The following is a 24,360-nucleotide window of genomic DNA, read 5'->3' on the forward strand; positions in this document are numbered from 1 at the left end:
AGTCTTATTCAAAATCAAGAGCCAGATTTTTAGACTGACTGTTTTTTAAACTGTAATATACTCTGTTTTTTATTTTATTCTTTTCTACCTGCGACATAGTCTCAAGAAATTTTTTCATTTTTGTATCAGACCAGTCTATATTAAGTCGAATAAGAATATCTTTAGAAGAACAAGAATCTACTGATGATAATATCTTTACAATCTTATCATTCAGTATTTCTGTTTCTTTCTGTTCCTCTGTCTTCAAATCTTCTGCATTAGGCTTGATAGTATTACCATTTATATCTACAGCCATAGCCCCTTTTTGGATAAGCTGCACATTAGCATTCTTTTCTCCCGTCTCAGGCCATCGAACATAAATGGCTCTGTTTTTCCTTAATCCATCCAACACACCAGACCACGTTCCTCCTTTATCATCACTCTGTGCCACATAAATATGCGAAGCCATACCATATATAATAGGATTTCTTGCCATAGCAAACTCTTTACTCCATGGTGCTTTAGGAGCAAACGAACTCATAACAAGAACATGTCCCTGAATGATATGTTTATAATATTGTTTAAATCCCGATGCAAACGTCATAATTCCCTGTGGAAGAACGATTATACTTTTACCGCCCGCTTCGAGTGCCGAGTCAAGCGCCTGTCTGTCCACTCCTTTTGCAAACCCACTTACAACAACTCCATTTGAAGCTGAAATACGTTTTGCTACATTATCTGTAAACTGTAATGATATTTTATCTGCATTTCTGGAACCCACTATTGCTATTGATGATTGATTGAGAAGTTCCTTGTTGCCCTTGGTGAATATTACAGTTGGAGCAGCTTTACCAAGATTCTTCTTTAATATTTTAGGATATTCATCACAATGGATAGGCAAGATTTCATATCCTTGCGACAACATGTCTTCCACCATAAATGAATTGTTTGGCAATTGTTCATAAGCTGCACTGAAAAGTTCTTTTTCTTCGTCCGTCAACAATAATTCATCCCAACATGATCTGTCCTCAAATAAATCAATTACCGATATTTGAGGATTATGTTCAAAACATTTTACATATATTTCATTTTTTCTTCGAGTCCATATTTTCGGCATAAGTGCCAGAGTAACCCAATATGTCAATTCCTGATTTGTCATAACGTACCTCCTACTGTTTTTGCTATTACTATTGGAACAATCCATTTGGCGCCTCTTTCTGCCAATGTTTTTCCAATCTCTTTCAATGTAGCGCCACTATCATAAATGTCATCTATAAGAAGAATTGTTTTACCTCTCACCAATTCAGATTCTATAGTAAAAGCATCTTTCACATTATCTTGTTTACTATACGAATTCTGAAATATTTTCTGTTCCTCTGTTTCTCTTGTTTTAATTAAGCTATGCGAAATAGGAACTTTTATAGTATTTGCAAACTTTATCGCAAAGTTTTTTACAAGATCACCGGAATGTGTCGGAGGAACATATAATACGAGATCGAACTTTATTTCTCTATATTTCTTACCAAAAACAGAAAGAGTCTTTTTCAATAAGAAATCGGGGAAATCGCCACCTCCTTCGTATTTCGATCTGTGCAGGGCTGCTCCTATGTTCGATACTCCATAATAAGATGCAGCATATCCGTCAGTCAGTCTTGACGCGTTATGCTGATGCCTGTCAGACAAATCACGTAAAACACACGCTTCTTCCTCACTGAATTCACTGTAATTAATTTTATTGATATATGTACCCACAACTTCATTATTCCTCAATACCTCTACTACATTGGGATATGGCATTCTAATCTTCAATCCTGTTCCGGATTTCAGAGTATGAGCGGCCAATTCAAGTTTTGGGAAATAGGAATCTCTGAAATCTTCTAATTTTGCGGATATTTCTTCATCATATTCTACTTCTAACTTCTTTAGATTAGTATTGTCACAATTAGTATATACACTGTTTTCATCACTATCAAGAAACTTACACAAGTATTCCATCCTTGGCATATCAGTATAAACATAATTCACCATAGAGTCTAAGTCCTTAATTTTAGCCTTTCGTAACTCCTCAAACTTAGACACATCGAGTTCATTAGCTTTATATTGATATTCATACTTCTTCTGCTTTGTTCCATACTGAGCATCCTTAATGATTCCCTGGTCTATAAGATCTGCTTTAATCACTCTTATCTGGTTTTGTTTAAGATTTGCCCTCTTCATAATCTCTCTTTCCGAAAGAGGTTCTTGTTTCAACAAATCAATCACCCTTTCATATTTCTTTATTCCAGGACGTGAACTTTCAATAAACGAATATGGCAATGAATAATCAGCCGGAACACCATCTTCCTTACCTTTATTCTCGTTAAAAAATAAGATAATCCTTGTAGGCAAACCATCTCTTCCTGCCCTTCCTATCTCCTGATAATAATGTATTGGTGAAGCGGGAATCTGAGTATGAATGATAAAACGTATATCAGGCTTGTCAATACCCATACCTAAAGCATTAGTAGATACTATACATTTCCACCTGTTCTCCATCAAACCTTTTTCGACTTCCTTACGTGTGTCAGCGTCATAACCTGCATTATAATCAATGGCATCAATACCGCAATACTGCAACCAATGTGCATATATTTCTGTATCAACTCTGGTACCTGTATATATCAATCCTGTTCCATCAAGATTGACAATATTTGATGCAAGCCAAATCATTTTCTCATCTTCAGAGTTTACTCTTATCACCTGAAGATAGAGATTCTCCCTTGAAAGGTTTCCTCTGATGGTTGTAAGACGACCACCTATTTGCTCCTCTATATCTCTCTGAACCCTCTTTGTTGCGGTTGCAGTAGTTGCCAATACAGGAAGATTTTTCGGAAGCAACTGTACCAAATTTATTATTCTTCTGAAAGCCGGACGAAAATCATGTCCCCATGTAGAAATGGTATGAGCTTCATCAATGACTACCATTGAAAGGTTCATGTTTCTTGTAGCTTCAATCCACTCCTGATTTTCCTGTCTTTCTGGAGCGATATAAAGTATTTTTATTTCCCCTTTCAATGCTTTCTCTATAACAAGTGTATTATCTTCCTGCGACTGTTCAGAATTAATATATGCTGCTGATATTCCTTTTTTGTTCAAACTGCGTACCTGGTCACGCATTAAAGCAATCAATGGAGAAAATATTACAGTTATCCCAGGAAACTGAGTAGCAGGAAACTGGTAGCACAATGACTTGCCAAATCCTGTACGCTCAATCATGAGGATACGTTCTCCTCGAAGTATCCTGTCAATAGCTTTCCACTGTTCGTCATAGAAATGTTCTATTCCGAATATAGTCTTCAGTCTTTTTTCTGCTTCTACTCTTGTCATTGCCTCCATATTTATAATCAATTTAGTTCAATAAACATATAATTTCAGGACGAATCACACTCTCACTGATTTATAAGCATACCTGAATAAGGGGTATCAATCGATTTATATTGATTTATTGATTCTGTAGAGGATAGAATAATTTCATTGATTGAATCACGTAATTCATCTGTTAAAACAGGAGATTCAAGTAGTTTCTGCATTTTCTCCAAATTATCCTTTTCTCTAATATACAACTCATATAACTGTGTCCTGTCATTAACTAAAACGGCCCTGTCATTAAGCTTAAACATATCTATAGTATTCTTCCCTTCATCTGTTATGCCAACCAACATATAACGGTTAAACCGTATATGTTCCGTTGGCTCCTCAAATGCCGGATTAATGACAAGAGGCTCTTCAACATCTGTACTTCCCGGAACTGTTACCCTATTGGCCTCATTTTTTAAAGGGAAATTGGTCTTTTTATAGGTTCTGTTACATAAATCACAGGAATAAAGAAGATTATTCCAATCATGCCCCAACCAATAATAGACAGACTTAGGACGATAATGTTCTACATCATTATACTCTCTTGTAATACGGCTTTCACAATAAGCACATTTATAATGCTGATCCTCTAAAAGTTGATCACGTACATCATCCGCTTTATAAATAGACTCCTTTACCTCATCAGGACCGGTTGGAACAGGTGCATTCCGTAATGTCAAGGGTATTACGTTTGACTTAGTTATCTTCCTCATAACTCAATGTTTAATTGTTTTGCCAGTTTTTCAATCAATTGAGCAGAACGAATTGCATCGGAATTAGGAATGGAAGTCAATCCTTTCATTTCTTCATCCAACTCAGCCAGACGATTCTTCTCTTCAGCAGTAAGTTCAGCTTTTGAAAGTAAATTATTGCGTTCTTCAATCCTGTCATCCCATTCAGGAGAATGAAGATAATTCAAACCAAACAAATCACTGAGCAGCACTTGTCCTACGTTAGATATCTGTACATCTTCATGTATCAGATTTTCATCGTCATTAATATTATTCAGATTAACTATCTGTGCAATCTCTGCTGCGCCAACCACTATTACAGGACTGTGGGTAGAGACAATGAACTGTATATTCGGAAATACCCTTGTCAGTTGCAACAGAATTTCACGCTGCCAGCGTGGATGAAGATGCAAATCCACTTCATCTATCAAAACTATTCCGGTTGTATTCAAAGGATTGTCCATGCCCGGATTAGCCTCAGCCATGCGTGCTGCAAGATCAGCCACCATTGCTATGACTATCTTATAGCCTTCGCTTAACTGTTCTATGCGAAGTTCATGAGTAGAGCCATCATCATCTATCCTGTCCATAATAAAGCGGAGTGGTCTTGTCTCGATTCGCGGATTACGGTAACAATCAACTACTTCGGACAAGGCTCGCCTCACAGCATTAAGTACTGGAGAACTATAATTGAAATCTCTACGTTTCTCCCTGTCTCTTCTTTCCTGGTCTTCCATCAAATCGAACCAGCCGAAAAAACGTTTGAAATCTGTTTCCGGGTTGATTGCACTCTTATAACAGTCCCATCTCTCAAAAGCCTGCTGGAAGCCTCTACGGCGTTCAGGCACCTGGAACTGTCCTCTTCCTGTGCCGTAATATGCAAATATTGGTAGTTCTACATTGGCATCCCCAGCCAGAATTGCATCTTTCTTTGATATAGCAGCCTGCTTCAATTGTTCATAATTGGCCTTGGGTGTATTTTGTGTTCCCTTACGGAATCGTATCGAACTCATCGCAATTCCATTGTCTGATAATTCTGCGGAAACGGTGAGATATTTGCTTCTTCTTCCTCTACGATCAATATGAACGTCCAAATCTGACAGCTGAATATTAGAAATACCAGGAAATTGAGCAGAATATGGTGCCATAACTGTTGCTATGGCATCCAATATTGTAGTTTTTCCAAAACCATTGTCGCCTAAAAGAATCACAACATTCTTTGTAGAATCTAAAACCAACTCTTTCGTCTGTTCACCAATCAGACGCATATTTGTTATTGAAATTCTGTCTAACCGCATAATGATATGATTTTTCAGTTCAACATTATATTCTTGTTCTGATGTATATATTCCAGCATCTTATTCTTTACTTCATTAAGATATGCCTCTACATCGGCCTCTGTTTCAAGCATAACCTTGTCAAAGTGTACATTCATTGCTACAGACTTCTGTACAAATGTCTTGACAGGTTTCTTGACCTTTACAGGTTTATCATCCTTTGTTTCCTCTTCCGGATCCGGATTTGTTGTAATCTTTTTGGCAGCCTGTTCCTCCAACCATTCGTTTATGGATTTCAAACTATTTTCGTAAGCTTTGCTGATATCAGAATTCATGGCCTTAAGGTTTCCAATATACCTTTCTTCCTTAGCCTTCTGACTTAAAATATCGAAAATCAGGACTATCTGATGTCGCAGATTATCACTCACTTCATCAAACGACGGAATAGCCTTAACAGCAGATAGTTTCTGCTCTATCAGCATTAGAACTTCTGATTGTGATTCAGCCTGAAGTTTCTGAATCTCACTGCTTATTTCATTCAGAAGTTCATTAGCCTTAGTCATATCCTTCCACGGCTGTCTGCTTTCATATATTCTGCCAAGTCTGTCTGTCTTTTCCTTAGATACATAAGCCAAATTAGCCTGATTACCTGTACGGAAAACTTCTATACGCTTATATATGGCAAACTGAGCACTGTTGATAAATGAGCTTATTTCGTCAGCAATATCCAGTTTATCATCCAAAGCATTATCAATTTTCTTGGTATTCTGATACAATCCCGGATAAGCATACGATGCTATGTTTTTTAATTCTGATATTACCGGTTCCAACGGCTTCACAAATTCATAATGATTTCTCTCGGATACAGTTCTAAGATAGTCCACTTCCTTATTCATACGTTCGATAAAAGCAGAGTGAACATCCTTCGCACTTGTAGCTATACAACCTTCATTATTGAAGAACTCTTTGTAAAGGTCCTTCAGTTTCTTGATTTGTGAAGCGGTTATTGTTTCTTCTATATCAACAACAGTATTAGCCTGCTGAGTTGAATTGGTAAGTGCAGTATATATATCACGGTCGGCTATAGGTGCTCCATTATTTCGGAAAGAGATTTTCTCCATCTTGAATAATTTTGCCAGAATACAGAGAGTAGCTGTTTCGTACCAACCGTATGTACCACCTTTGAACTTATCTACAATATCCTTAACCTTAGTCCTTACAGCCAACTGTTTCTGCCTTGATATTTCATTAAATATTTCCAGCGTACATACATCGTCCTCGTATGCTCCATAACCGCTACCACTGAACGGACTGTTGATAACATCTTTCAGCATACTGTCATCGTAATCAATGGTGAGCATCTTCAGATTTGTGTAAGTCAGTTCTACCAACTGTTTCATTCCTTCTGTGAGGCGTGTTTTAAGTTCCTGACTCTTTATATCCGTCAGTTCCTGACCTCCCAAGTACATTCTGGCCGATTTTGTAAGTTCAGTCAGTCGAGTGACTATCGCTTCACGACGACGGCTGTTTACTCTTCGTTTATCCGAGATTATCTGCTGGCGATAACCGTCATCATTTCTGGACAGTAAACGCGTAAGACACTTGTCAGCTTTTTTGTACATCACGAGGTCTTCCGACAATTCCTTGTCTTCGCCAAGTACTACACAAAGCTGATTGCCATGCTTCATAGAATACATACACAGGTTATTTTTGGAACTACTGTCAAGTTCATTCAACGGCGTGATGAAATGAATATACATTTCCGCTTCGCGTCCGTCCATAACCTCGTCCACCATTCTTCCGTATGGGAATATCTTAAAGTTGGATAACTTGATTTTAGATTCCGAGAAAATATCGTCACGGAAAATCTTTTTCAGCTCTTCATTAATCGCTTCAGGACGAAGTTCTTCATTCTTTATCTCATTTTCAATGTCTTTCTCTTCATTGGTCTGAAAATGATATTCATCATTAGCTCCCTTTTCTACATAAGACTGACGCACAAGCTTATTCAATGCCTCATGAATATCGCTTCTGTAGGCCGGAAAGTCCGAATCAAGTGTAGGCAGCAGGATGCGTGTAATATTGTCAAGTGTAGCAGGGAAGCCATTCACATACTTCAAAAGGAACAATGCTTTCAAGACATCAAGAGCCAATGTATCATTCAGTGCACGTTCAGCCTGCTGGATGTCAGAAGTAATCCTTGTCTGAAGAATATCACGCAATCCTTCGTACATATCGCAAAAACGGACTATTTTAGAAAGGTCTTTATCTTTATACCGTTTTGCAACTGTCTGCATAATGCTGAGCATTGAACGTTCGCCCACAGAAGTCTGTGTTCCTGTAAATGCGCTGTGACTGCTCAATTCGATTATAGATTTCTGCAACAGACTGAACTGATAGTCCATAAATGGAAAGCTGATTGCAAACTGTCCGTCACTTTTGTAATTATTCTTAAACTGGCTCTGGTCTCCAAAATTAAACAGACTCTTGATGATATTCTTCTGTTTGTCATACTCGGCACAAAGAACAGCCTGCGGTTCATCCTTCTTTTCAAGCAAACGACGCTTGATAACCTCATCAGCATTGGCACTTGTCAAAGAAAGGCGTGTAGTAAAACGTCCCTGAATACGTGAGAAATCATTAGACTGCTGTTTGTTCAAATCGCCAAGCGTAGAATCCATATCCATCTGTGATGTCACCACCATAAATGCCCTTCCGTCAGTCTTGTCAGTCAATCCCTCAGCAATGGTCTGCAATGATAACATACGGTGCACGTCCTTGCCGATGAACTGTCCTACTTCATCAACAAAAAACACGAAACGGCTCTTTTGCGGCTGTTTGTCAAGATGTTCTTTAACTAAAGCGACAAAACTGTCTATATCCATCTTGAAATTGGAAATCTGCGCACGGATATTCTTCTCGGCCGTTTCCTTGTCAATACCTTCAATAAGTGCTACCACCTGTGCAAGCTTCTGCAGCTTTAGCAGAATTGTCTTACGAGCTTCTGACCATTTCTCTCCGTGCAAACGTTCGTATTCCGATTTCAGCAATTCATATTTCCCCTGATTGTCAAAATATCTTTCTATCTCAGCTATTTCAGGTTTCTTATCGTCATAACCGAATTTCCTGTTGAACACTTTCAGGAAAATGGCAAGTACAGGATCACTTGTATTTTTACCTAATCCGTCATGCAACTCCTGAATATTGAAGAGTACTGTCTCTGTAGGAATCTTACACGCAGAAACTATATCACGTTTAAGTTCAAAATCATCTTCTGCCTTATCTGCAAATATATCTCCACATTTACGACCATCTATCTCAAGCCTGTTTTCAAGCACGTATGAAAGAATCTTCAGCAAGTGTGATTTACCACTACCGAAATCACCTGAAATCCAAACGCAGTTTACTTTCTGTGAAGAGGACAATGTATCGAAAAGACGAGGCAAAAGACGTATCTGTTCGGCTGTTATTACATACTCTGTTATTTCTTCTTCTAACTGTGTTGTGCTATCAGCCTTGATAACACCGTTAATTTCACGATTTATATCTTTTCTGTATATAGATTCCTGTATCATGGTAGTTATAAATTATCGTAAATTGTTTTTATATCATTAAGATTATGCGCTCTATAATGGTTGTCTGCAGGTAGCTTGCCGAATAGCGATATCTGCTGCCTGTTATACTCACCAGGAAAGAAAAGAACAATGTTTGCATTATCGACCAACCCTTCCATATTATTAACAATACTGTGTGAACGAATAAAAGGATATACCCGACCTACACCTGTTATAAAAACAAAATCATATTTGTTTTCCTCTATCATCGAGCGCATTCGTGGTATGAGAATTTCTTTTGTATCAAATATACTTTCAAACGTAGCGTTCAAATCGTCTTTATCGATATTTTTCTCATCCTCAAGTAAAGTTTCCAAAATACCTTCTTCATCAATAATATCCAAAGCCAACCTATATAAATCCACAACAATGGAATTCTTTCCTAACTTTGATAGTCTGGAGACAAGCCTTTCTACTTGTGTATTGAGTTCAGTCTGTCCGGACACAGGGATAGGTTGAATATATAATGGCAGTTCACCACCAAGATTTTTTCCAAAATCCGGCGATGAAAGTTTTTGATATACTTTTTCAAAAACCGTATCCATATCGGATATAAATATATTATTCATAAAGGCTTATGGCATTATTTATTTCGTTATTCGAATACAGATAGATTCCCAACCATTTAGGATTATCCTTAACGATTATTCTTTCTATTTGCTCCGGCAAATAAGGCCGACGTAAAATTCCCGTATCTATCGACTCTATAAGTTCAGCCTGCTCCAATATGCGAAAAATCACCTGCCGTATTTTTCTTAAAGTCAAATCTGTTATGGTTTCCAACTCTGGATGAACATATTTGCTTTCGTTGAAAAATTCATTGAAATTAGCATGTGTAATTTTCTCATGCATACTAAAAAAGCATTCTCTAACATTGATAAAGATAAAATCAAATATAAATGAATGAGCTTTACACACGGCAAGGAGAAGTAAAAGCCGTCGTACAGAATTTGTCCCTGCAACCAAAAGATTCTGTTCTTCCTCATTCAGTACTTCTATACGTTGTTTTACCAAAGAGAACAATCTTTTATTTGTTGAAACTTTTTCCTTTCGCATCAGATTTTCCCTCAAAGCACATTCTCTGGTTCTATTCCAATCACGTCCCGTTTCAAGAAACACTTCCGCAACAGCACAAGTTTCCTCCATCAAAAGCGTCCCTGCAGTAAATGATATTCTATACTTTTCTTCTTGCATCACAAATAACTCTATTTTACCTCATACTTCTCATTATATATGCAAAAATAAGTAAAATATGTCATTTTTCAGATTGAATATACTAAAATATTACCATATAAAAGCATAATTCACGTTTTGAACAGAATTATCAGTAAAACATAAAAATCGAGTTGCCCGGTAATTCCGAACAACTCGTCCTTTAACTTTGAACTATTCGAAAATTTTGAATAGTTCAAAGTTGTTATTTTATCAAGTACTTCCACAGATACACCTGCAAGCACCCGACCTTATAAACTTACGTCTAAATGTAAATATATATTATTATACACTTAAAAACAGTAAAATTATTCATTATTATCTCCAGCCAGAGAAAACCCTTTTCCGCCCACCATAAATAGCAAACTCAAAACTTGGATTTTTTCATCGTAACAAAAATACGCCTCTTTATTATTTGTCATTTTTTGCTCTCATGCTATCAGACAAGCCGTTTAATATAGATTTATTTATACGAAAACACGGGCGCCTGTGTAAGTGCAAATTTTTACTTACTATTGCTAATATAAATTACATAAGCCTGACTGGTTTTATGAAATTTTCTTAGCGCTACGAATAAAAAACGCATAATTCACTTAAGATTTTACGGTCATTACGGTCACTACGGTCATATGATCCTATTTTTTCGTCATATAGAACCATAACTCATTATATATAAACAGATTATACAAATAATACTTATTTCAAGCCATATAATCGGTGATATTCAGGATTAACTTATCACTTATAAAAAACATAGGCTTATTTTATAAATACACACTGTATTTACAATATAAAGAGTATGCTCAATTTTGGAATATTTTAACATTTATTAATTTCATAAGCATACTGTTTTGAGATATAAAATTACCATTCTTCAAGTTGGCATAGGGTTAAAGAAATTTTCAATATCGGAACTTATTAGGAAATACGACATAAGCTAATTCGTAAAAAAATGGGTTCATATGACCGTAGTGACCGTAATGACCCCCAATTAAGCTATTTTTATACTATAAGCACATTAATAACAGACGAAAATCATATATTAGACCGCATTAAAATTTAACATAAAGTAACACACAAGCCAAATCCAATTCAGTACATTTCACCCGCTTTTAAATCCATAAAAAAACACGGGCATGTTTAAGACAAAACGTGCCCGTGTTTAAGACAAAACGCGGGCACGTTTAAAATCGAATAAGAACAGGTACAAAAAATGCTGTTCTACATCGCTGTTTATTTCTTCTTATAATCTTTCACTATAGCCTCAGTAATCCAGTTGGCCAAGGCCTGGCGGTTATTTGGAATCACCAGACGCTTCTGGTCAAGGGCGTTCTGCATATTGCCCAGCTCCATAAACACAGCTACGGGAGTGGTATTCCGCAACACATAAAGATTACGCTCGCTTACTGTTCCGCTGAAGCCCCTACCCGGCTGATGTTTTCTGTATTTGCCTTTGAAAGTCTTTTGAATTTCTGTTGCAAGACGCTCTCCGTATTTGCTTTTAGGAGCGTGATAGAAATACACGTCAGTCTGTTTACTTTTCGATCTGCTATCTACATGTATGAATATAGCACGCTTATAACTGCTCTTGTCCTTGCGGTAGAGATTATTTATAGCTACACACCTTTGTTTCAAGCGTTCAACCTGATTCAAAGGTATCGGCTTGCCCATACAAGTTTCACGCTTGCTGTTCTTCAGAATATAAGAGTCGCGGATACCGTCTTTTGCATCCTGAATGATAAAATAGACCTTTGCCCCCCTCTCCAGGAGTTCCTTACCCAAACGGAGTATTATATCGTAGGCATATTCATCCTCATGCAGTTCCTTTCCCTGATACTTGCCTATACAGCCCGGATCAGGCCCTCCATGACCACTTACGAGATAAAAGACAGCCCCTTTCAGCGATGAAGAACTAACCGTGTAGGACGAATGAGATTTACCGAAAAGAGGTTCTTTCTTAGTTTGAGACGATACCGAAAAAGATATTACACAAAAGAATGACAATAAAAAACAAATGCGCTTCATACTTTTACCGTCAGTCTTTTAACATTTCATCTATTTTATTGCACAATGACTTGAACTCATCGTCATTGAAAAGTCTTGTCATCATTACAATCTTTCCATTACGGTCGATAAGCACATTTCTGGTTATTCCGGCATTTCTTTCCGCATAAAGCGCAAAAATATCTGCCCCCGGATCAAGTCCTAGAGGATAAGTGACTTTTGTCTGCTTAGCAAATGCCTTCACACGCTCCAGCGGTTCATCACGGTCTATACCGTAAAGGGCAAACTGCTTGTTATCCTTGTGCTTCTGCCATATATCACTCTCTATAAAAGGCATTTCCTTACGACAAACACCGCACCAGCTCGCTGTAAACTGAAGCATTACCACTTTTCCGCGGAGTGATGAGAGCTTCACTTTAGTTCCGTCAGTGAGAGTCATTTCGAAATCAGGGGCCATATCCCCTACCTTTACTATATATCCCGCCTTATCGGCTACAGGGTTTTGCGACATTAAATTTGTTACACCAAAAAGGCAGAAGAACATGGCTGCCAACATAATAAATCTTTTCATACTATTCTGGAATATAAAATATATAGAGCGTAAAAGTACAAAAAAACATCGGTACATTAAAATGCGTGAAACATTTGTAAACATAAAAAAGATGAACAACAACATCTATAGTCTGCAAAAACCATAAAATGTCATTGTTCATCTTCTTTTATTATGATATCACCTTATTACAAAGGCATGTTTCCATGTTTCTTTGGAGGATTGCTCTGACTCTTGTTCTGAGTCATTTCCAACGCCTGAATAAGTTTATATCTTGTATCTTTAGGAAGAATGATTTCATCAATATATCCCTGCTCAGCAGCACGATATGGGTTAGAGAATTTCTCCTTGTATTCTTCTACTGCCTTAGCCTTTTCTTCAGGAGTAGCCTTGCGGTAAAGGATATTTACAGCTCCATCAGCACCCATAACGGCAATCTCTGCTGTAGGATATGAGAAGTTTACATCCGAACCGATAGGCTTACTGTTCATAACGATGTATGCACCACCGTATGCCTTACGTGTGATAACTGTAATCTTAGGCACTGTAGCCTCAGCGTATGCATAAACAATCTTGGCTCCGTGACGGATGATACCATTGTGTTCCTGATCGCATCCAGGCAAGAAGCCAGGCACGTCAACAAACGAAATGATAGGAATATTGAAGCAGTCACAGAAACGGATGAAACGTGCAGCCTTGTCTGAAGCATCGATATCAAGCACGCCGGCAAGATATGCAGGCTGGTTTGCTACGATACCTACAGAACGACCTCCCATGCGGGCAAATCCCACTACCATGTTCTTTGCAAAGTGTGGCATTACTTCGTAGAAGTACTGATTATCCACTACAGGCTCGATGATATTCTTGATATCGTAAGGCATGTTTGGATCATCAGGAATTACAGACATAAGCGATTCGTCTGCTCTGCGGATATCATCAGAACATGGCTGGATAGGAGCATCTTCCATATTATTTGATGGCAGGAAGCTCAACAGTTCGCGGATACCCATAAGTGTTTCTTCTTCTGTATCACAAAGGAAGTGAGTTACACCACTCTTGCTGCTGTGTGTGTATGCACCACCAAGTTCTTCCTTATTGACATCTTCGTGAGTTACAGTCTTAACCACATCCGGTCCTGTGATGAACATGTGGCTCTTTTCCTTCACCATAAAGATGAAGTCAGTAAGTGCTGGAGAATAACAAGCACCTCCGGCACAAGGACCAAGGATAGCAGATATCTGTGGAATAACACCTGAAGCGATAGTGTTCTGATAGAAGATAGAAGCATAACCTGAGATACTTCCCACACCTTCCTGGATACGTGCGCCACCTGAGTCGTTCAATGCAATTACCGGAGCACCGTTCTTGAGTGCCAACTGCTGTACCTTTACAATCTTCTGTGCGCCTGTCACACTAAGTGTACCGCCATATACAGTGAAATCGTAAGCATATACATAAACCAGACGTCCGTCAACTTTACCATAACCGCACACGATACCGTCGCCAGGAATATGGTTCTTTTCCATACCGAAGTCGGTACAGTGATGTATCACGAACTTGTCTATTTCGTTGAATGTTCCTTTGTCAAGCAACATGTCTATACGTTCGCGGGCTGTCATATGTCCGTTGGCATGCTGTTTTTCCACACGCTCTACTCCACCGCCCTGAGAAGCCTTCTTGTCAAGCTCCTGAAAATATTTGTATTGTTCTTCTGTTGTCATAATTAGTCTTCTTTAATAATATCCAAAGTCATAACCACCTGATTGGCATTTACAGAGTCACCTTCTTTTACAAGGATCTCCTTAACTACGCAAGGAGCGCTTACCTTGTAGTTACTCTGCATCTTCATGGCTTCAATTACAACTACTATATCACCACTCTCAAGTTTGTCACCTACAGAAACCGGTATGCTCACAATCTTACCAGGCATAGGAGAAACAATCTTATCCTGCTGTTTTTCATCAGCTCCCTTACGCATACGAAGATACTTGGCCTGTGAATCTATGATATCAATGTTATATGACTGATAGTGAGCATTTACAGTATAACTCTTACCACCTTCCTTACGGATAAGTTCTGTGTTATACGATTTACCATCATGTATAATAGAGCAACTACCGTTTTCAGCCATTACGATATCCACGTCGTATGGAACGCCATCAATAGTCAGTTGCACCTTATTACCTTCCTTGCTGACCAATGAAACATCAGCAACTCTGTTTCCTATATGTATTTCCATATTGTCAGTTTTTTAGATTACAAGTTGACGAGTTGACAAGGTTGCCGTCCGAATGGAATGCCTTGTTAACTTGTAACTGTAGCCTTGTTACCTCTTTTATATTCTTAATACACCTTTCTGCAATCCAAATTCTTTCCATCTGCTGATAGGACGGTTATCCGAAGATGTTCCCTTGTTTTCTTCCAGATTCATCAGATAGTCGATATATGCAGCTATCATGGCTATGTTTTCAGTCTCTTCTTCTTTCTTGCCTGCCCATTCTTTAAGCATTTCCTGATGCTTAGGAATAAACAATGTATTATAGTGACCTTCTACAAAGTCAGGAACATTCATTATATGACGCAAGTAACTGATGTTAGTCTTGAGTCCGGTAATCTTGTATTCATACAGAACTCGGCGCATACGCTCAATGGCAAATTCACGTGTAGTAGCCCATACAATCAGCTTACCTATCATCGGGTCGTAATAGATAGGAATTTCGTAACTTTCATATACATAGCTGTCTATACGTACACCGATACCGTTAGGTTCCATCAGCTGCTTGATAATACCCGGTGAAGGCATAAAGTTATTGTCTGTATCTTCTGCACAGATACGGCATTCAATGGCATGTCCTCTCTGTTTCAGTTCTTCCTGCTTCAGATGCAAAGGCTCATTGTTAGCGATACGCAACTGTTCCTTAACCAGGTCAACACCAACAACCTCTTCTGTGATAGGATGTTCAACCTGAAGACGTGTATTCATTTCAAGGAAATAGAAGTTACGGTTCTTGTCAACGAGGAATTCAATAGTACCGGCACCCTTGTAGTTTACTGCCTTGGCAGCGGCTACGGCAGCCTTACCCATCTTTTCACGCAACTCTGGAGTTACGAATGGAGAAGGAGTTTCTTCTACCACTTTCTGATTTCTACGCTGTATAGAACATTCTCTTTCGAACAAATGTATGGCATTGCCATAATTGTCGCCCAAAATCTGGAACTCAATGTGATGAGGTTCTTCAACGAATTTCTCCAGATAAACAGTATCATCCCCGAAAGATGACATTGACTCTGAGCGTGCTGTGTTGTAAGCCTCTTCCACCTCAGCCTCGCTATGGATAAGACGCATACCTTTACCGCCACCACCCATTGAAGCCTTCAGCATTACTGGGTAACCTATTTCATTACATATTCTCTTTGCTTCCTCTACATTCTGCAAAGGTTTTTCTGTTCCCGGAACTACAGGTACTCCGGCAGCAATCATGTGTTTTCTTGCAGAAATCTTATCTCCCATGGCATCCATTGTTTCAGGATCAGGACCGATAAAGATAATTCCTTCCGCCTTACATCTGCGGGCAAATTCTGAATTTTCAGAAAGAAAACCATACCCCGGATGAATAGCATCTGCACCATGACGCTTGGCTGCCTCAATGATTTTGTCAATATTCAAATAACTTTCACGAGATGCAGCAGGACCTATGAAACAAGCTTCATCTGCATATAATACGTGGCGTGCCGCTCTATCGGCTTCCGAGAAAACTGCTACTGTCCTGATTCCCATCTCACGACAAGAACGCATAACACGCACTGCTATCTCTCCACGATTAGCTATCAATACTTTCTGTATCATGCTCTATTTTTTTGGTTTATAATCTTTTTATCAAAATTGCCTTCAACGGCACACAAAATTGAATTCTGTGCAAAAATATTAAAAGAATTACAAACACATGCTTAATAACATGTTTTTAAACTATCTGCCACTGCGTATTTCATGTTTTTTAACTACTCAAATCTCAATTCATTACAAATGCCACATGGATATAGCAAAATAATAAAAAAAGCCGGACAACAATAGCATAGTGTATCGGCTGCTGCCATATACAATATACTATTGTTATCCGGACTTACATTTGGGAAATATATGAAACCTTATTTCTTGCGTGAAACCGTATAGATTACTTTACCTTCCTTGTTTATCATGTGCAGGTTAAGTTCCTTTTTATCAGCCGAGATAAGTGAGAATCCTGTTTCACCACTACAGAACTTGGTTCCATCAACAGGTTTTACCTTACGACTGAGCGAACCTGATGTATTCACTACATAATCAATATTACTGTCAGCCTTACGTATATGCTGGAAATTGTGAATATGTCCGCACAAATACATATCTACATTTTTGTGTTTGCGTAAAACAGAATCGAGTCTTTTCTGCAGATCAAGTCTTTCTGAATCATCTTTTCCTGTCTCAGCATATATAGGATGATGTCCCACTACAAGCACCCAGTCTTCCTTTGCAGCAGTCAGAACAGAATCAATCCATGCCAATTGCTTGTTCATATCCTGTTTGCAAGCATCGGGATATTTCTCAGTATCTTCACGATATTTGTCAAGAAGAGGAGCTGTGTCCACCATTACGAAACGTACAGTGACACCGTCATTTTCCATAGCGAAAGTATAATATCTGTCAGGTACATTCCATCTTGCACTTACTGCACTGTAATCTATTACAGCCTGAGTGTTTCCACGGTACTCGTGATTACCAAGAATTGCATACCATGGAATCATCAGTTCAGGATGACTATATATAAGTTCATAGTTTGTCATCCACAGAGGGTCATTCACGCTGCGCACTCCTTCGAAGTGATGCACGTCGCCTGCAGCAATCACACATTCAATATCCACGTTTTCCGCCATATTGCCCATCAGTTCGGCAATAGGTTTCTGGTCATAATATCCGTTTCGGCCAAGGTCATTGGCAAGATAGAAATTCAATGGCTTTTCAAGAGTCTTCCAGCTTTCAGGTGTTTGTGCAAAAGAAACTGTAACGACAAACAAAGCCATAAATAGCGTAATAATGTTTTTTCTTAATGAGTTCATGATGTTGTTATATTTATAGATTATAATTTTATTTATTACTTGTGCAAAAGTATTTCTCAAATCTGAAATGAATCTGAAAATTATTCCTGGTATGAAACATTTTCAAAAAAAATAAGTCCGAAACTTGTCCGGACTTATTTTTACATATATCAATTTAATGATTACTTCTGACCATAAGCGCCATAGCGTGCTTCTGGAGCCGGAGACTTATATGTTTTGCCGTTTACTGTCAAACCTGTTGACACGAATGCAGGCTGCATATCTGTACCGCTGTATGCTCCGTTCAAAGCCGGTGAACCAGCCTGAAGATGGAAATCATATTTCTGTGTTCCGTCATTATTGAATAGCTGATAGTCAAGAAGACGAACTGCATTAATATCAAAAGCTGTAAACTTAGGATCTTTTGAGTCATCTTCGGTAGCTACGATTGAATTCTTATCAACTTTTTCTGTGTCATACATGTTGATGTATATCACTTCACCATCATCTTCATCTTCCAATGTATAAGAGTAGTTATATCCTTCCCAAGAGTATTCTATACCAGCTTCATATACATAATCAGCCTCATCGATTTTCTGAGAGCCAGAAGCATAGTAGTTATAATCTATAACTGAATTATTTCTGTCGTAACGGTCTGAAGAATCCTGATTCCAGAAAGGAGTAGTTGCCTTGAACTTACAGTTAACCAAAAGATTGTTGAACACTTTTACATTAGCATTTTCTTCTACATAGATACTACCACCTTTATCTTCATCACGTCTCCATCCGGCATTTACTATTGTATTGTTGTAAGCCTGAATCTTTGCCTGAGCTCTTTCCTCACTCTGTGACTTGCTTGATAATTTCAATGCGTTGGTGTTTGGAGCAAACATCAAGTTTCCGGCAACATCAACCACACATCCTGACTTGACATTCACAGCTTCTTCACCTGTCTTACCGTTTGCACAGAATACGTTGTTTGCAATAATTGCGTTACCGCCCATCATATAGATAGCATCTGAAACTCCATAACGTAGGATAGAATTTGTGATGACATAATTACCTTTAGTATTATTAGTAGTTATCTGAGGATAAGCATCATCACCGGCTTCATATATTCCTGCAAGTGCTGCCGGAGCTCCTTCCAGAACATCTCCACCAACATATTCTATAATAGTATGGTCGATAAGCATTTCCTGACAAGTTGAAGTGGCAACAATACCTCCCCACTTTCCTTCGAAAATATTACTTTCAGTTCTTTCATTTTCAGGAATAGAGAAAAGAACAGGTTTCTCAGCTGTACCTTCACAATAAAGATTACCCTTTACTGTAAACTCGATAGGAAGTTCATTCATTCCAACCTTTCCTGTTGCAATAACCTGAACACCTTCTTTAATGACAAGAGTCTTACCTTCCGGAACAGTGAAATGATCTTTCAATTCAACAACTTTGTCTGCTTCCCATACCACTACATCGTTGTTTGTAAAATCACCTAGATCTGTAGAACCTTCTACATCAGAACCGTTGTCATTGTCTGAATCAGCTACATTATCTTCAGTACAAGAAATGGCCATTAATGACAGGCTGATCATTGCAGCGCTAGCCCAAAAATAATTTTTCAGTCTCATTTTTCAAAAATTAAAAGTTGTTAGTCAATTTATTTAATACCTATTAAAGTTTATATCTGATACCAAGCATAAACGATTGTCCATGCCATTCTTTACGTTCAATCAAATTGCCGTTTTTACGTTCAAAGCCTGTTATACCGTCTGTATATGGACCTTTATGAGTAAATCTGAGCAAAGGTGTATCAAGCAGATTTGATGCTTTGGCATATATGGAGATACCGTTTTTGAAGCTTTTCTCTACCGAAGCGTCAAGCTGCATATATCCGTCTTCCCAAATGTCATCATCGAAATAGTTGGATACTTCACTCAAACGCTTACCTGTATAACTTCCGGCAATCTGGCCTTCCCAACCATACTTGCTGCTTTTCAGAAGCAATGATAAGTTTGCCACATGGGCAGCCTGTCCGTATAGTGGTCTGGTCTGTTCTACTACTACCACATCAGAGCCCTGCATCGTACGTTTCTCTGTAGTAATTTTGGAATGTGTATAAGTATAGTTGGCCTTAATACCGAACCAGTTAAAATACTTCATTACATCAACCTCTACTCCAAGATTAGAAGCATCACCATAGTTCATCGGGATATAGAACAAATCCTGTCCCTGCGGAACCAAACCCTGCTCGATTGGATCCTGAATATATTTGTAGAACACGCCTACCATAAACTGTTCTGACGATCTAGGGAAAAACTCATAGCGCAAATCCAAATTATCGGCAACAGTATGTTTCAAATCCGGATTACCTTTCTCGCTGAAGTCTTCATTCAAAATTGTGTAAGGAACAATTTCAAAGAAGCTAGGACGGTTTATTGCACGTGCATAAGAGAAACGCATATTGGCATTCTTATGAACTTCATACTTGGTATGGAAACTAGGCAATACATCAACATATTTCTGGTTTCCTTCGGCATCAACTCCATCTGTAGGATATTTAAGAAGATATCCCTGATTAGTATGTTCTACACGTACTCCGGCAATAAATTCCCATTTTCCGAAAGTGTATTTTGCCATACCATAACCAGCTCCGATCTGTTCTGTAGCATCATAATTCAAAGCACCGTTGATATTACGTGTCTTATAATAAAAATCTATTTCATCATAATTGTTCCAATCTTCACCTCTGTACTGGCTTTCTCCCAAAATGGTTTCAAAAGTATATTCATTGAAGAAACTGTCTCTTTTCTTGTCGCGGAACATACCTCCGGCAGAGAATTCAAATTCAGAGTCAGACAAATCAAGTTTATATGACAAATCAACGTATCCGGCTTTGTCACGGTCTGAATTATGTTCCCAACGGTTTATCAATGCTCTATTCACAGCCACACGATCACCACCTCCAAGGAGTGAAATCTCATTATTGTCCGGTGTCTCATTAAAAGCCTTTGACACTACTGCCGACCATGACAGATGCAATGCATTGTCTGCAAGGAATGAATGTTCACCTTTCAACGTAGAGTTTACGATATACTGACGGTTCCACCTCATTCGGACATATCCTTCTTTCTTGTCCAGACGGTCACGGACTTCAGTCTCGCGCATATCCATATATCCGTTATACCATGTAAGCTTATGTTTCGGACTTATATGATAGTCGAACTTGGCATGAGCTCCGATACGTGTCTGTTGGTCTGAATAATTTCTTGTCTCAGTGTTATTCACATCACGTCCCGGCTGATAATAAATCTCGCTTTCTTTTCCACGATATGTATTCAGAAAACTTCCTGACAACATTACACCGAGTTTATTATTGAAGAAGCGGTCACCGTATGAAAGACTTGCAGTCAGATCCGGCAAAGGCTTCTTCCACGTCATGCGCAGATTATCGTGTGAGAAATCTTCATCACTTACCTTGAATGCCTCCGGCATACCTTTCAATTCGTAAGGAGACTGTTTGGTTATTGCTCCTTTATTGAACGACTGGAAATCGCGGTCGAAATACATAGAGTTATATCCTGTAGAAATATTTGCAGTGAACTGACGTTCGGACGGCGCATCCTTCATAACCAAGTTTACAGCTCCACCTATTCCATCACCTTCCATATTAGCTGTAAGAGATTTTGTCACTTCAAGTCTGTCAAGCATTTCAGAAGGGAATATATCCAATGGAACAAATCGGTTCTTATTGTCAGGGCTTGGAATCTTTACACCGTTTACCAATGTATAATTGTAGCGCTTATCCATACCACGAAGAATTGCATACTGTCCTTCACCGCTACTGTTTCTTTCAACTGTCACACCCGACATTCTTTGTATGACATTTGCCACTGTTATATCAGGTGAAAGCTCTATTGCTTTTGCACTCATCACATTCACCACATTCATGGCTTTTCTTTCTATGCCTCTAGCTCCGGCCTCTGTACGTCCTGGATTAGTTGCCACCACTGTGACTTCTGCCAGCATAACATCATCAGTTTTCAACGGAATAAAAACTTCTGCATTGTTAGCCTCAACCACTACCTCGTATGTCTCATAACCTATATAGGAACAAACGAGTGTGCATTTTCCATAATCCAAATCCAGATTAAAACTACCGTTCAATCCTGAAACAACTCCCTTTGAAGGTTCTTCTTTTACAACAACAGACGCTCCTATTATCTCCTCGCCTGTCTGTGCATCCTTAATAATACCTCTAACTATACGTGCATTTGCCGCAACAGAAACAAACAGCACCAAAACCAATACCAGCTTAAATTTCATATAGTCTCTTTCTCTTGTTTATTTTTCTTTTCTGCCGCGAAAGTATAAGCATGGTATTACATAAACATTTCAAGTCTATTGCAAGTATAATACAAAAGAAAATTGAATTATAAGATTCAATTTATCTATATAATAAGGTGTATTTTTCACAATAAAAAATCACTAAGAGAGTATGTTATTACAAAACTGTAACAAATAAATCAAAATTATATATTTCAATTAAGGTGTTGTAAACATTTTACCTCCAATTATTATAGAATGGAAAAGCTGGTCCAAATCCTGTCCCAAACGAAAATCTAGCACCATATTTTATAGCATTATAAATAAACTCTTCAGATTTATCTATGGCATCAACTATATTACATCCCATGGCTATATACGTAGCAATGGCAGAAGCAAACATATCACCTGTACCATTCACATTTCTTGTTTCAATAAAAGGTTTAGTATATTCCTTAAAGCAATCATTCTGCGGACAATAAAAATAATCTGAGATTTTATCATCACACCGTACAGACTTAACAATCACAGAATTTCCCCACTGGGACAGCTCTCTTAAATCATCCTTGATACCACCAATATTCAACCTTCTGCCAAGTAGGATCTCCGCCTCCCTCATATTGGGTGTAATAAGGGAAGCAAGAGGAATAAGATATTTTCTATAATATAGAACAGCATCATCTTCCAAAAGTTGATCCCCTGAAGAACTAACCATAACAGGATCTACTACCAAAGGGACATGAGCATATTTTCTTACTGTTTCAGATACCCGAAACACCAATTCTTTCGAATATAACATTCCTGTTTTGATACAATCAGCCTCAACATCTTCCATAAATGATATAATCTGGGAGACAAGCATTTCAACCGGTATCAGACATACATCTTTCACGTGTTCTGTATCCTCATCAACAACGCATGTTATTGCTCCGGCTGCATATCCGCCACATGCAGATATTGCTTTGATGTCAGCCTGAATACCAGCCGTACCCAAAGGTTCGCTTCCAGCTATAACAAAAACCTTATAAGGCAATTTTCCTTCCTGCTCAATCATTTCCGCATTCAACCTTATGCAAACACTTAAAAAACTTATCTATAAAACTATCAACCTCAGATTTTGAAACACACAAAGGAGGCAATATCCTCAGAACATTCTTTCCTGAGTATCCAGTAAATATATGATAATCATACAGCAAAGAATTGCGAATAACAGATACAGGAACCGTAAGCTCAATCCCTATCATCAGTCCACGCCCTCTCACTTCCTTGATTAACGGAGAATTCAAAGAACGCAATTTACCGATAAAATAGGAACCTACTTCATAGGCATTCTCTATAAGATGCTCATCTTTCATTACCTGAATCACCGACAATGCAGCCGCACATCCCAGATGATTTCCTCCAAACGTGGTTCCAAGCATTCCCTTACACGGTTTGAAAGCATCGCTTATCAATACTCCGGAGAAAGGAAAACCATTTGCTATGCCTTTTGCCACAGTAATGATGTCAGGTTTTATGCCGCACCATTGATGGGCAAAGAACTTTCCCGTTCGTCCGTATCCGGATTGTATCTCATCCAGAATGAAAACGGCATTATACTGTTGGGTAAGTTTCCTTAAAGCCTTGAGGAATTCATCATCAGGAACTCTTATTCCTCCCACTCCCGATATTCCTTCTATTATCACAGCACATACATCACCTTTACGCAGCACGTCCTCAACCTCAGCAATATCCATATCTGCAAAATAGACATTGTCATTAGAATTAATAGGTGCGGTTATCAGCGGATTGTCTGTCACTTCCACTGCAGCAGACGTACGGCCATGGAAAGAACTCTTGAAAGCTATAACCTTCTTCTTTCCAGTATGAAACGATGCCAGTTTAAGGGCATTCTCGTTGGCTTCTGCTCCCGAATTGACAAAGAACGCACTGTAATCCGGATAACCGGATAATTCCCCTAATTCGTATGCAAGTTTTTCCTGGAGTTTATTAATCACAGAGTTAGAATAGAACATCAGATTCTGCATCTGCTCATACATACACTTTATCAGATACGGATGAGAGTGTCCAATTGATATTACAGCATGTCCACCATAGAAATCCAGGTATGAATTTCCGACTTCATCATATACATAACAGCCTTTTCCACGAACTATATTTATGGGAAATACAGAATATACATCAAACAAATTCATAAGCAA

At 38.4% G+C, this 24,360-nt stretch carries 17 protein-coding genes; all 17 read right to left on the reverse strand.

The genetic code is table 11. The annotated features are described in order from the left end of the window. Positions 1-4: 4 nt before the first annotated feature. Positions 5-1,138, reverse strand: a complete 1,134-nt coding sequence (locus OCV82_RS05960; protein WP_262543110.1) for a DNA-processing protein DprA — start codon at positions 1,136-1,138, stop codon at positions 5-7. After that, the gene (locus OCV82_RS05965; RefSeq protein WP_262543112.1) at positions 1,135-3,345 is read right to left on the reverse strand and encodes a RecQ family ATP-dependent DNA helicase; all 2,211 of its coding nucleotides are present in this window, start codon (positions 3,343-3,345) and stop codon (positions 1,135-1,137) included. The genes OCV82_RS05960 and OCV82_RS05965 overlap by 4 nt, the downstream gene beginning before the upstream one ends. 62 nt (positions 3,346-3,407) lie before the next feature. Beyond that, positions 3,408-4,088: a retron system putative HNH endonuclease gene (locus tag OCV82_RS05970; protein ID WP_154043606.1), complete on the reverse strand. Its 681-nt coding sequence runs from the start codon at positions 4,086-4,088 to the stop codon at positions 3,408-3,410. Then, positions 4,085-5,404: an AAA family ATPase gene (locus OCV82_RS05975; protein WP_154043607.1), complete on the reverse strand. Its 1,320-nt coding sequence runs from the start codon at positions 5,402-5,404 to the stop codon at positions 4,085-4,087. The genes OCV82_RS05970 and OCV82_RS05975 overlap by 4 nt, the downstream gene beginning before the upstream one ends. A 14-nt stretch (positions 5,405-5,418) precedes the next feature. Beyond that, the gene (brxC, locus tag OCV82_RS05980; RefSeq protein ID WP_154043608.1) at positions 5,419-8,958 is read right to left on the reverse strand and encodes a BREX system P-loop protein BrxC; all 3,540 of its coding nucleotides are present in this window, start codon (positions 8,956-8,958) and stop codon (positions 5,419-5,421) included. Positions 8,959-8,963: 5 nt separating this feature from the next. Next, positions 8,964-9,566 (reverse strand): DUF1788 domain-containing protein, encoded by a 603-nt coding sequence (locus OCV82_RS05985; RefSeq protein WP_154043609.1) that lies wholly within the window; start codon positions 9,564-9,566, stop codon positions 8,964-8,966. Further along, on the reverse strand, positions 9,559-10,191 hold the full coding sequence (locus tag OCV82_RS05990) for a DUF1819 family protein (protein ID WP_235354075.1): 633 nt from the start codon (positions 10,189-10,191) through the stop codon (positions 9,559-9,561). Before OCV82_RS05990 ends, OCV82_RS05985 begins: the two co-directional genes overlap by 8 nt. 1,251 nt (positions 10,192-11,442) lie before the next feature. Beyond that, positions 11,443-12,234 (reverse strand): N-acetylmuramoyl-L-alanine amidase family protein, encoded by a 792-nt coding sequence (locus OCV82_RS05995; protein WP_154043611.1) that lies wholly within the window; start codon positions 12,232-12,234, stop codon positions 11,443-11,445. A 10-nt stretch (positions 12,235-12,244) separates the two neighbouring features. Then, a complete protein-coding gene (locus tag OCV82_RS06000) occupies positions 12,245-12,757 on the reverse strand; it encodes a peroxiredoxin family protein (protein WP_239469207.1) in 513 nt (170 codons plus the stop codon). A 194-nt stretch (positions 12,758-12,951) separates the two neighbouring features. Next, complete coding sequence (locus OCV82_RS06005) at positions 12,952-14,484, reverse strand: acyl-CoA carboxylase subunit beta (protein WP_154043612.1); 1,533 nt, start codon at positions 14,482-14,484, stop codon at positions 12,952-12,954. A 2-nt stretch (positions 14,485-14,486) separates the two neighbouring features. Beyond that, positions 14,487-15,002: a biotin/lipoyl-containing protein gene (locus OCV82_RS06010; protein WP_154043613.1), complete on the reverse strand. Its 516-nt coding sequence runs from the start codon at positions 15,000-15,002 to the stop codon at positions 14,487-14,489. 96 nt (positions 15,003-15,098) lie between these two features. Next, positions 15,099-16,610, reverse strand: a complete 1,512-nt coding sequence (accC, locus tag OCV82_RS06015) for an acetyl-CoA carboxylase biotin carboxylase subunit (protein WP_154043614.1) — start codon at positions 16,608-16,610, stop codon at positions 15,099-15,101. Between the two features lie 299 nt (positions 16,611-16,909). Further along, the gene (locus OCV82_RS06020) at positions 16,910-17,821 is read right to left on the reverse strand and encodes a metallophosphoesterase (RefSeq protein WP_235340375.1); all 912 of its coding nucleotides are present in this window, start codon (positions 17,819-17,821) and stop codon (positions 16,910-16,912) included. A gap of 197 nt (positions 17,822-18,018) precedes the next feature. Continuing rightward, positions 18,019-19,464 (reverse strand): hypothetical protein, encoded by a 1,446-nt coding sequence (locus tag OCV82_RS06025; RefSeq protein ID WP_154043616.1) that lies wholly within the window; start codon positions 19,462-19,464, stop codon positions 18,019-18,021. Between the two features lie 43 nt (positions 19,465-19,507). Further along, the gene (locus tag OCV82_RS06030) at positions 19,508-22,159 is read right to left on the reverse strand and encodes a TonB-dependent receptor (protein WP_154043617.1); all 2,652 of its coding nucleotides are present in this window, start codon (positions 22,157-22,159) and stop codon (positions 19,508-19,510) included. A 238-nt stretch (positions 22,160-22,397) separates the two neighbouring features. After that, positions 22,398-23,213 (reverse strand): bifunctional hydroxymethylpyrimidine kinase/phosphomethylpyrimidine kinase, encoded by an 816-nt coding sequence (gene thiD / locus OCV82_RS06035; RefSeq protein WP_262543113.1) that lies wholly within the window; start codon positions 23,211-23,213, stop codon positions 22,398-22,400. Further along, complete coding sequence (locus OCV82_RS06040; RefSeq protein WP_154043618.1) at positions 23,206-24,354, reverse strand: aspartate aminotransferase family protein; 1,149 nt, start codon at positions 24,352-24,354, stop codon at positions 23,206-23,208. The genes thiD and OCV82_RS06040 overlap by 8 nt, the downstream gene beginning before the upstream one ends. Positions 24,355-24,360: the final 6 nt, after the last annotated feature.

The sequence above is a fragment of the Bacteroides cellulolyticus genome, from assembly GCF_025567135.1.
GTDB classification, from domain to species: domain Bacteria; phylum Bacteroidota; class Bacteroidia; order Bacteroidales; family Bacteroidaceae; genus Phocaeicola; species Phocaeicola cellulolyticus.

What these genes read in the sequence shown, in the direction of transcription:
- OCV82_RS05970 (WP_154043606.1), bottom strand. Translation starts at nt 4,088, where the DNA reads ATGAGGAAGATAACTAAGTCAAACGTAATACCCTTGACATTACGGAAT.
- OCV82_RS05975 (WP_154043607.1), bottom strand. Translation starts at nt 5,404, where the DNA reads ATGCGGTTAGACAGAATTTCAATAACAAATATGCGTCTGATTGGTGAA.
- OCV82_RS06010 (WP_154043613.1), bottom strand. Translation starts at nt 15,002, where the DNA reads ATGGAAATACATATAGGAAACAGAGTTGCTGATGTTTCATTGGTCAGC.
- OCV82_RS06020 (WP_235340375.1), bottom strand. Translation starts at nt 17,821, where the DNA reads ATGGCTTTGTTTGTCGTTACAGTTTCTTTTGCACAAACACCTGAAAGC.
- brxC (WP_154043608.1), bottom strand. Translation starts at nt 8,958, where the DNA reads ATGATACAGGAATCTATATACAGAAAAGATATAAATCGTGAAATTAAC.
- OCV82_RS05995 (WP_154043611.1), bottom strand. Translation starts at nt 12,234, where the DNA reads ATGAAGCGCATTTGTTTTTTATTGTCATTCTTTTGTGTAATATCTTTT.
- OCV82_RS06025 (WP_154043616.1), bottom strand. Translation starts at nt 19,464, where the DNA reads ATGAGACTGAAAAATTATTTTTGGGCTAGCGCTGCAATGATCAGCCTG.
- thiD (WP_262543113.1), bottom strand. Translation starts at nt 23,213, where the DNA reads ATGATTGAGCAGGAAGGAAAATTGCCTTATAAGGTTTTTGTTATAGCT.
- OCV82_RS05985 (WP_154043609.1), bottom strand. Translation starts at nt 9,566, where the DNA reads ATGAATAATATATTTATATCCGATATGGATACGGTTTTTGAAAAAGTA.
- OCV82_RS06000 (WP_239469207.1), bottom strand. Translation starts at nt 12,757, where the DNA reads ATGTTCTTCTGCCTTTTTGGTGTAACAAATTTAATGTCGCAAAACCCT.
- OCV82_RS05965 (WP_262543112.1), bottom strand. Translation starts at nt 3,345, where the DNA reads ATGACAAGAGTAGAAGCAGAAAAAAGACTGAAGACTATATTCGGAATA.
- OCV82_RS06040 (WP_154043618.1), bottom strand. Translation starts at nt 24,354, where the DNA reads ATGAATTTGTTTGATGTATATTCTGTATTTCCCATAAATATAGTTCGT.
- OCV82_RS05960 (WP_262543110.1), bottom strand. Translation starts at nt 1,138, where the DNA reads ATGACAAATCAGGAATTGACATATTGGGTTACTCTGGCACTTATGCCG.
- accC (WP_154043614.1), bottom strand. Translation starts at nt 16,610, where the DNA reads ATGATACAGAAAGTATTGATAGCTAATCGTGGAGAGATAGCAGTGCGT.
- OCV82_RS06030 (WP_154043617.1), bottom strand. Translation starts at nt 22,159, where the DNA reads ATGAAATTTAAGCTGGTATTGGTTTTGGTGCTGTTTGTTTCTGTTGCG.
- OCV82_RS06005 (WP_154043612.1), bottom strand. Translation starts at nt 14,484, where the DNA reads ATGACAACAGAAGAACAATACAAATATTTTCAGGAGCTTGACAAGAAG.
- OCV82_RS05990 (WP_235354075.1), bottom strand. Translation starts at nt 10,191, where the DNA reads ATGCAAGAAGAAAAGTATAGAATATCATTTACTGCAGGGACGCTTTTG.